Annotated in this window: 7 protein-coding genes; all 7 read left to right on the forward strand. The window is 68.3% G+C overall.

Annotation, left to right across the window (positions count from 1 at the left end):
* The first annotated feature begins 351 nt into the window (after positions 1–351).
* Positions 352–1,488, forward strand: coding sequence for an IS110 family RNA-guided transposase (locus AC1DY5_RS36510; RefSeq protein WP_478119364.1), 1,137 nt, complete (start codon positions 352–354; stop codon positions 1,486–1,488).
* 775 nt (positions 1,489–2,263) lie between these two features.
* The gene (gene gnd, locus AC1DY5_RS36515; RefSeq protein ID WP_478119365.1) at positions 2,264–3,289 is read left to right on the forward strand and encodes a phosphogluconate dehydrogenase (NAD(+)-dependent, decarboxylating); all 1,026 of its coding nucleotides are present in this window, start codon (positions 2,264–2,266) and stop codon (positions 3,287–3,289) included.
* A complete protein-coding gene (locus tag AC1DY5_RS36520; RefSeq protein WP_478119366.1) occupies positions 3,286–3,738 on the forward strand; it encodes a hypothetical protein in 453 nt (150 codons plus the stop codon). The genes gnd and AC1DY5_RS36520 overlap by 4 nt, the downstream gene beginning before the upstream one ends.
* Positions 3,648–4,160: a hypothetical protein gene (locus AC1DY5_RS36525; protein ID WP_478119370.1), complete on the forward strand. Its 513-nt coding sequence runs from the start codon at positions 3,648–3,650 to the stop codon at positions 4,158–4,160. The genes AC1DY5_RS36520 and AC1DY5_RS36525 overlap by 91 nt, the downstream gene beginning before the upstream one ends.
* Positions 4,157–4,852, forward strand: a complete 696-nt coding sequence (locus AC1DY5_RS36530; protein WP_478119367.1) for an HAD family hydrolase — start codon at positions 4,157–4,159, stop codon at positions 4,850–4,852. The genes AC1DY5_RS36525 and AC1DY5_RS36530 overlap by 4 nt, the downstream gene beginning before the upstream one ends.
* A 64-nt stretch (positions 4,853–4,916) precedes the next feature.
* Complete coding sequence (locus AC1DY5_RS36535) at positions 4,917–5,072, forward strand: hypothetical protein (protein WP_478119368.1); 156 nt, start codon at positions 4,917–4,919, stop codon at positions 5,070–5,072.
* On the forward strand, positions 5,069–6,779 hold a 1,711-nt coding region (gene tkt / locus AC1DY5_RS36540), incomplete at its 3' end, for a transketolase (protein ID WP_478119369.1). The genes AC1DY5_RS36535 and tkt, both read left to right, overlap by 4 nt.

Below are 6,779 nucleotides of genomic sequence, written 5' to 3' on the forward strand. Positions count from 1 at the left end.
GGACAAGGCGCGCGGCGAATGGTCGCTGGTGACGATGGCTTGGAATATCAAGCGGCTGCATGTGCTGCGGGCCGCATAAAGAGGGAGGCAGATGCTCCCCACGACCCGACTCGCGGGGCGCTCAGGCCCCTCGAGGAAGGCAACTCCGCCTCGCGCCGTAGCAATCGACGCCGCGCGGTCAAACGAACAGATCCCCGCGGCTCAAGTCCGACGGGCTCCTAGACAGAATGGCTTGAGCCGTTGAAGCGGCCCGTCTCCGGGACTACCGTGGRTTGCGCACCGTGGGTGCGCCGAGCCACAACGCTGCACCCCGAAGGGCGGRCAGCGTGTCAACGAGCAAGGAGACGGRCCATGAGTCAATCTACCACCACCGCGGCCACTGTGTACGCGGGCCTGGACGTCCACAAGGACAGCATCGACATCGCCCTGGCCGAGGCCGGGCGTGACGGTGAAGTACGCCATCTGGGCGCCGTAGCCGGYGGCGTCAATGCCGTCAGCAAGGCCCTGCGCCGCCTGGTCAGCCAGGGCCATTGCGTGCATGTGGTCTACGAAGCGGGCCCGTGCGGCTTCGTGCTGCAGCGCCACCTCGCCGCACTGGGCTACCACTGTGAGGTGGTTGCGCCCTCGTCCATCCCCAAGCGCTCGGGCGACCGGGTGAAGACTGACCGGCGCGATGCGTTGATGCTCGCGCGCCTGGCGCGTGCGGGCGAGCTCAGTGCCGTGCGCGTGCCGGACGCCGTGGACGAGGCGCTGCGCGACCTGGTGCGCGCCCGCGAGGACGCCGTGCGCGAGCAGCGCAACGCACGCCACCGCCTGAAGGCGCTGCTGTTGCGCAATGGCGTGGCGTACGCGGGCAGGACCGCCTGGACGGCGGCGCATCTGCGCTGGCTGGCCRGCCTGGYGCTGCCGCACGCCGCGCAGCAGATCGCCTTCCAGGAGTACCTGCACGCGGTGAGCGAGTCGGGGGCGCGCATCGCRCGCCTGGAGCAGTCGCTGCGCGACGCGCTGGCGGGTTGGTCGCTGGCGCCGGTGGTGGCCGCTCTGCAGGCGCTGCGCGGTGTGCAGCTCATCGCCGCGGTCACGCTGGTGGCCGAGATCCAGGACTTCCATCGCTTCGCCAACCCGCGCCAGTTGATGGCCTACCTGGGCCTGGTGCCCAGCGAGRACTCCAGYGGCMAGCGGCGCCGTCAGGGCGCCATCACCAAGGCYGGYAACTCGGCGGCGCGGCGCATGCTGGTGGAGGTGGCACACCTGTACCGCTATCCGGCTCGAGTCAGCGCAGACATCGCCAAGCGCCAGTCGGACCTGCCCAAGGCGGTGACCGACATCGCCTGGACGGCGCAGTTGCGGCTGTGCGCACGCTTCAAGCGGCTGGCCGCGCGGCACGTGCCRCACAACAAGATCGTCGTGGCYATCGCGCGYGAACTCTCSGGYTTCGTGTGGGCCATCGCGTGCGAGGTGACRCCGYCCCCGGCYGCCTCAACGTGAACCCGCGATGACATGGCACACATCACACCAAGGAGGCGCCTATCGAACAACCTGTTTGAGGCCGGATCGGGAACGCGGCGCAGCCACGGCCACAGGGGAATCCTCGCRASGGCTATTGCGCAGCCACGCAAGTGACCAATCGCAGATCCTAGAAAGCAGGCAGCCCCGCGACGAATACATGAACTGTCGGTAGCCAATCCACGCATATCAGCATGATCAACCGTCGCTCACGCACCCGGCTCCGCCGCGTTCCCTATCCGGCATTCGCGAAAGATCCTGCAATCCGGCACCCGGAGAGATCGGCTCGCGCTCTTGACAGGATCAAGCCATATCAGCTGTTCGGCCTGCTCGTGCCCATCCACCATGGCGCGAACGGGGCCGATCGCGATCTACAAAGTCGAGCCCTACATTGTCGCCGACGACGTCTATGCCTCGCGCCAGCACGCGGGCCCCGGTTGCTGGGCCTGGTATGCCGGCTCGGCTGGCTGGATGTACCAGTTGCTCGTCGCGAGTCGCTGCTCGGGCTCGAGCGGCGTGGGAACCAACTTCGCCTGCGCCCGCTCCTACCGAAGGAATGCCGGGGTTCGAGATGAGATATCGCATCCGCTCGTCGAGCTACGAGATCTCATGTCGAGCGGTAGGTGCCGACGAGGCCACGCGAGTCTGTATGGATCGGCTTGGTCGATGATGGTGGGACTTCGATGGTCGAGGTCGAAGTCGCTCATGGCCTGCGACCCGCGCCGGCCTGACCCTTCGAACGACAAGGAGAACAGCGATGCAGCTCGCGATGATCGGCTTGGGACGCATGGGCGCCGGCATGGTACGGCGCCTGACCGCCAAGGGCCATGAGTGCGTCGTCCACGACATGCAGCCGGCCGCCGTCGCGGCGCTGCAAAAGGAAGGCGCCACCGGCGCGGCGTCGCTCGCCGAGCTGGCGGCGAAGACGGCGCGGCCGCGCGCGATCTGGTTGATGGTGCCGGCGGCGATCGTCGATCAGGAGCTCGAGCAGTTGATGCCTCATCTTGACACAGGCGACGTCGTCATCGACGGCGGCAATTCGTACTACCGCGACGACATCCGACGCGCCCGGGCGCTGAGCGCGTCAGGCCATCACTACATCGACGTCGGCACCAGCGGCGGCCTCGCCGGCCTCGATCGCGGCTACTGCCTGATGATCGGCGGCGAGGCCGAGGTCGTCGAGCGCCTGACGCCGATTTTCGCGGCGCTCGCGCCCGGTGTCGAAGCCGCGCCGCGAACGCGCGGCCGCATCGGCGAGCCGGCGAGCGCAGAACAGGGCTTTCTGCATTGCGGGCCACATGGCGCCGGCCACTTCGTCAAGATGGTGCACAACGGCATCGAGTACGGGCTCATGGCAGCGTATGCCGAAGGCCTCAACATCCTGAAGAACGCCAACGCCGGCAAGCTCGAGCACGCGGTCGACGCCGAGACGACGCCGCTGCGCCATCCCGAGTTCTACCGGTACGAGATGAACCTGCCCGAGATCGCCGAGGTCTGGCGCCGCGGCAGCGTCATCGGCTCGTGGCTCCTCGACCTGACGGCGAACGCGCTGCATGAGGACGCGCAGCTCACTGCCTACGGCGGCCGCGTCTCCGATTCGGGTGAAGGCCGCTGGACGATCGAGGCGGCGATCGACGAAGCGGTGCCGACGCACGTGCTGAGCGCCGCCCTCTACGAGCGCTTCGCCTCGCGTGGCGAAGCCGAGTTCGCCAACCAGGTGCTCTCGGCGATGCGCCACGAGTTCGGCGGCCACGTCGAGAAGAAGGCCGGAGGCGCGACATGAGCGCGCCGGCGGCGGCGCGCCGCGGCAGCGCCGAGCTGCCGTCGGATGCGCCCATCGTCTTCGGCTTCACCGGCGACCTCGCGAACAAGAAGACTTTCCCGGCGCTCTATGAAATGCTGAAGAGGAAGGCGCTGACGGTGCCGGTGATCGGCGTCGCCTCGACGAACCTCGACAGCGAGCAGATGTACGCGCGTGCGCGACAGTCTCGAGCACGAAGGCGGCATCGACGATGCGGCGGCCTTCGAACAGCTGCTCTCGCTGCTGCGCTACTTCAGCGGCGACTACAAGCAGCCCGAGACCTTCCAGCGCCTGAAGGCGACGCTCGGCAGCGCTGTGCGGCCGGCGCATTCGCCTGTTCATCGACTCGTGGCGCGGGGCCGGCGTGCCGTGGTATCTGCAGGCCGGCAAGTGCCTGCCGACGACGGCCGCCGAGGTGCTCGTTCGCATGAAGGCGCCGCCGCAGCGTCTGTTCGTCGATTCGCCGACCGACGCGAGCAGTGCCAACCATGTCCGCTTTAAGCTGCAGCCGGTCTCGGCCGTCGCCCTCGCCGCCCGCATCAAGCGGCCGGGCAAGGGCTTCGTCGGCGGGCAGCGCGAGCTCTATCTGTACGAAGACTTCGGCGGCGGGGAACAGACCTACGAGCGGCTGCTCGGCGACGCGATGGCGGGCGACGGGTCGCTGTTCACGAGCCAGGACGCGGTCGAGGCGGCCTGGTCGGTGGTCGACCCCGTTCTTTTCGACCCTCCGCGGTGTCTCCCCTACACCCCCGGTAGCTGGGGCCCGGCGGCCGCCGATGCGCTCATCGCCGGCGACGGCGGTTGGCACAACCTGGCGCCGGACACGGAACCATCCACGCGAGCCAAGTCATGAACACTGAACTCGTCTTCCTGCTCGACGTCGACAACACCCTGCTCGACAATGACAGGATCATTGCCGACCTGCGCGGGCATCTCGAGCGCGAATTCGGCATCGCCAGCTCGGACCGCTACTGGGCGGTCTTCGAAGCGCTGCGCAGCGAACTGGGCTATGCCGACTACCTCGGCGCCCTGCAGCGTTACCGTGCCGACGTCGAGGCCAACGACGACGATGCCCACCGGCTGCTGTCGTTGTCGACCTTCCTCATCGACTACCCGTTCGCCGACCGGCTCTATCCCGGTGCGCTCGACGTCGTCTTGCGCCTCGGCCGGCTCGGCCAGCCGGTCATCCTCTCCGACGGCGACGTCGTCTTTCAGCCGCGCAAGGTGCAGCGCTCGGGCCTGTGGGACGCCGTCGAGGGGCGCGTCCTGATCTACGTCCACAAGGAGCAGATGCTCGATACCGTGCAGCGCTGCTACCCGGCGCGCTGCTACGTGATGGTCGATGACAAGCAGCGCGTCCTGACGGCGATGAAGGATACCCTGCGCGAACGGCTCGTCACCGTCTTCGTCCGCCAGGGCCAATACGCGCGCGACCCGGCCAACATCACCCGCTACCCCGCCGCCGACCTCAGCGTCGACAGCGTCGGCGACCTGCTCGACCTCGACCTTTCGTCCCGGCTCGGCGCCTTCCAGGACAGATCATGAACGCCAACACGCAACGGCTGCAGGCCCTCGGTCAGAGCCTGTGGATCGACATATCACTCGGCAGATGCTCGACAACCAGACGCTCGCGCGCTACATCGGCGAACTCTCGATCACCGGGTACCGCGTCGTCGGTCGAGCGCCACGGCATCCGGCCAGAAAGACAAGAATTGAGATGGCAGGCAACACGCGCCGCCTGAACGAATCGAGGACCTTCCCATGACAGACACGCTAGATCGGCAATGCATCGACACACTCCGCTTCCTGTCGGTCGACATGGTGCAGCAGGCCAACAGCGGCCATCCGGGGCTGCCGCTCGGCGCCGCGCCGATGGCCTATGTGCTATGGACGCGCTTCATGAAGCACCATCCCTCGCATCCGCTTTGGCCCGACCGCGATCGCTTCGTGCTCTCGGCCGGCCACGGGTCGGCACTGCTCTACAGCCTGCTGTACGCGACCGGCTACGACCTTTCGCTCGACGACATCAAGCGCTTTCGCCAATGGGGCAGCAAGGCGCCTGGCCACCCGGAGCGCGGCCACACGGCGGGGGTCGAAGTGACGACCGGGCCGCTCGGCCAGGGCTTCGCCAACTCTGTCGGCATGGCCATCGCCGAGGCGCAGCTGGCGGCGCGCTACAACCGCGACGGCCATCGCGTCGTCGACCACCGCACCTGGGTGATCGCCAGCGACGGCGACCTGATGGAAGGCGTCGCCTCCGAAGCGGCGTCGCTGGCCGGCCACCTGAAGCTCGGCAAACTCATCTGCCTCTACGACAACAACGCGGTGACGCTTTCTGCCAGCACCGACATGACGTTCTCCGAGGATCGCGCCAAGCGCTTCGAGGCCTACGGCTGGCAGACGATCAACGTCGACGACGGCAACGACCTGCACGCGATCGACGCCGCGCTCTCCGCCGCCTGCGTCGACACGGCGCGACCGTCGCTGATCCTCGTTCGGACCCACCTCGGCTTCGGCTCGCCCGAGCAGGACACCTTCAAGGCGCACGGCTCGCCGCTCGGCGTCGCCGACGTGAAGAAGACGAAGGAAACGCTAGGCTGGCCGGTCGAGCCGACATTCCTCGTTCCCGAGCCAGCGCTCGCCCATTTCCGCGAGGCGCTGGGGCGCGGCGAGAACGCCGAGGACGGCTGGAACGAGCGCATGGGAGCCTATGCGCAAGCCTTTCCGGATCTCGCGCGTGAGTTGCAGGGGCGGCTGCGCGAGGATCTGCCGGACGGTTGGGACGCCGACGTTCCGGTCTTCGCCGCCGATCCCAAGGGCATGGCGACCCGCGTCGCCGGCGGCAAGGTGATGAACGCGATCGCGCCAAGGCTGCCGGCGCTGTCGGGCGGATCGGCCGACCTCGATCCGTCGACGCACACTGCGCTCAAGGGCGAGGGCGACTTCAACCCGCCGTTCGCCGCGGGCGAGGACAGCGAAGGCTCCGACGGCGGCGGCTGGAGCCATGCCGGGCGCAACATTCACTTCGGCGTCCGCGAGCACGCGATGGGGGCGATCGTCAACGGCCTGGCGGCACACGGCGGCTTCATCGCCTACGGGTCGACCTTCCTGATCTTCTCTGACTACGTGCGACCGCCGATTCGCCTGGCGGCGCTGATGGGCCTGCACGTCGTCCACGTGTTCACGCACGACAGCCTCGCCCTCGGCGAGGACGGGCCGACGCACCAGCCCGTCGAGCAACTCGCCAACCTGCGCGCCATTCCGCGCCTGACGCTGATCCGCCCGGGCGATGCCAACGAAACGGCCGTCGCCTGGAAGGTGGCGCTCGAAACGCGCGACCGGCCGGTGCTGCTGGCGCTGACGCGGCAGGACGTCCCCACCCTCGACCGCAGCCGTTATGCGAGCGTCGAAGGCGTGCGCCGCGGCGCCTACGTGCTCGCCGATGCCGTGATGGCGCCGCCGTCGCTCATCC

The organism is Variovorax sp. P4_D9, from assembly GCF_056401695.1.

Coding starts and splice junctions, on each gene's coding strand:
- AC1DY5_RS36520 (WP_478119366.1), top strand. CDS start 3,286: ATGAGCGCGCCGGCGGCGGCGCGCCGCGGCAGCGCCGAGCTGCCGTCG.
- gnd (WP_478119365.1), top strand. CDS start 2,264: ATGCAGCTCGCGATGATCGGCTTGGGACGCATGGGCGCCGGCATGGTA.
- AC1DY5_RS36530 (WP_478119367.1), top strand. CDS start 4,157: ATGAACACTGAACTCGTCTTCCTGCTCGACGTCGACAACACCCTGCTC.
- AC1DY5_RS36535 (WP_478119368.1), top strand. CDS start 4,917: ATGCTCGACAACCAGACGCTCGCGCGCTACATCGGCGAACTCTCGATC.